This window comes from Pseudomonas sp. (assembly GCF_035277045.1).
Taxonomy (GTDB): Bacteria; Pseudomonadota; Gammaproteobacteria; order Pseudomonadales; family Pseudomonadaceae; genus Aquipseudomonas.
In genome coordinates this window covers 1-2,358 of sequence record NZ_DATELE010000039.1, presented here as the reverse complement: position 1 = coordinate 2,358, position 2,358 = coordinate 1, and the positions used below count along the sequence as shown (strand labels likewise).

Genomic DNA, 2,358 nt, shown 5'->3' with positions numbered 1-2,358 from the left:
CGGCGTGCCCCAGCGGTCCTTGTAGTTCGGGTCGAGCGACAGGTAGGCGTCGCGCGACGGCATCGAGGTGCCCTGGCCGAAGATGATCCCGTAGTTCTGATAGTTGTCCTTGTAGGTCTGCTTGAAGCCCTTGCCCCAGCGTGGCGCGCCTGGCGGCAGGTTGCCCGCGCGGCCGATGGGCATGCCCTCGCGCGACACGGTCAGCAGGCCCGCGCCGCCGATGAAGTCGTGCTGGCTATGGTCGAAGTTGTCGCCGTTGTAGTCGTCCACCTGAATACCCAGGCCACCCGCGCCAATGAACGGGTTGAGGGTCTGGCCCTCGAACCACACATGCGCGCCCGAGCAGGTCTGGTAGTTGTAGGCGCGGCCGAGCGTGCCGGTCTGGCTGACAGGGTCGTACTGGGTGCCGATCTCGCTGATCATCATCAGGCGGGCGTTGTCGTAGGTGAACGAGCACAGCGCGACGATATCGGCGGGCTGGATCACCTCGCGGCCCTGCTCGTCGAAGTAGCTCACGCCGGTCGCGGTCTTGCCATCGTCGGCCTTGTGGATCCTGGTCACATAACCTTGAGTGATCAGGGTGAAGTTCTTGCGGCGCATCAGCGCGGGTATCACGCAGGCCTGGGGCGAGGACTTGGAGTAGTTGCCGCAGCCGTGGAACATGCAGTAGCCGCAGTAGGTGCACGGCGCCATGCTCACCCCCAGGGGGTTGACATAGGCTGCGCCGACGTGGGCCACCGGGATGTAGAACGGGTTGAGGCCCATCTGCGTTGTGCTCTCGCGGAACATCTGCATCAGTTGCGATTCTTTCAGCGCCGGGGTCGGAAACTCGCGGCTGCGCGGGCCTTCGAAGGGGTTGCCGCCCGGACGGCGCTCGCCCTGCAGGTTGCCGGCAATACCGGAGATCCCGGCGATCCGTTCGAAGCGATCGTAGAACGGCTCGAGCTCGGCATAGGTGATGCCCCAGTCCTGCACCTGCTCCAGGCCCTTGAGCTTGGCCGCGCCATAGCGTTCCAGGGTCGAGGTGCGGACCTTGAAGTCCCATTCGGAGAAACGCCAGGCCATCCCGGCCCAGTGGAAGCCTGCGCCACCGACCGACTTGCCCATCTGGAACGCCTTGAGCTCGCGGGTCGGAACCGCCGTCTGCCCGGAATGGTTACGGAACGTCAGGGTGTAATCGCCGGGTTGCAGCAGCAGCTCACGGCGGATCGACCAGCGCAGCTCGTCAGGGTCGACGGCGGGTGGAGTATCGGTCGAGGTGTCGAGCCAGGGGCCGCGGTCGATGGCCACGACTTCGAGACCCGCGCGGGTCAGTTCTTCGGCCATCAGTGAACCGGCCCAGCCCAGGCCAACGATCACCACGTCGGCTTTCTTGCGTTGAATTGCCATTGTCTTCTCCTGGACTCAGCTGACCGGAATCAGGCTGATGGGCTCAAGGCCCAGGTCCTGTCCGCGGCGATCGATGTACTGGCGGTAGTCGTAGCGGGCGCCGGGGAAGCCCACCAGCTTCCAGCCGACCATCCCGCGGTTGCCGCCGTAGAGCGGATCGGAGAAGTAGCCTTCGCGCACGGCCATCAGCAGGAACTCGAACAGGCGGCTGCCGCTGCCGGCACCTTCCCAGTCCAGGTGGCCTTGGTCCATCTCGCGCAGGATCGCGTCCATCTGCTCGCCATCGAGCTCGGCATACGCCTTGCCGTGGCGGCGCACCGCATGGTGGTCGATGAACGCCAGCCCGGCGAGCGTGTAGTCGCGGCGCGTGCGCAGGCTGATGGTCAGGCCCATCAGCGCGGATTCATCGGCGCGCAGCGGACGCTCCAGGTAGAGGTCCTTCGACTCGCCGTAGGGCCCGTTCATCTGCGCGTCCAGGTAGTCGACGCAGCCCGCTTCGCTCGCCGAGGGCCCCAGCTCGTCCTGGGGGATCAGGCGGTCGAACACGGCGGTCAGGGTGGCGCGGGCCTGGCCCTTGAACACGTTGCCCTGGCCGCCACTCATCACCGGCGATGGCAGCATCTCGCGGGTCAGGCCGGTTTCCGGCGGCACCGAGCGCAGCTCGACCGCACCGACCTTGCCGAGCCCGGCGGCCGCGAACAACGCGCCCATAGAACGCAAGGCGTCCCGACGTCTCATGGAATTCTCCTTATTGAACAATCACGGGGAGCCGTGCGGCAGGTCGCGGTCTTTTTTCGGGCACGCACAGGCACGCGGCGTGCGCGAAGGGGCACGTCGGGGCATGAGGATCGAGCGGATGAACGAACAACGCGGGGTGCTGGAGGGTGTTCCTGGCGACCTGCAATCACGGCGGGCGCCAGTCTAGGGCGCGGCATATCGCCGCGCCACCGGAGGTTTGACGTGTTTACG

2 protein-coding genes are annotated in these 2,358 nt (G+C 66.2%); both read right to left on the bottom strand.

Features of this window, described 5'->3' with window-relative positions; all coding sequences use genetic code 11:
* Nucleotides 1-1,389: GMC family oxidoreductase (locus VJS90_RS02150; RefSeq protein ID WP_324118633.1), on the bottom strand; the 1,389-nt coding region annotated here is incomplete at its 3' end.
* 15 nt (nucleotides 1,390-1,404) lie between these two features.
* Entirely contained in the window at nucleotides 1,405-2,127 is a 723-nt protein-coding gene (locus tag VJS90_RS02145) for a gluconate 2-dehydrogenase subunit 3 family protein (protein WP_324118631.1), read from the bottom strand.
* Nucleotides 2,128-2,358 lie beyond the last annotated feature (231 nt).

Coding starts and splice junctions, on each gene's coding strand:
- VJS90_RS02145 (WP_324118631.1), bottom strand. CDS start 2,127: ATGAGACGTCGGGACGCCTTGCGTTCTATGGGCGCGTTGTTCGCGGCC.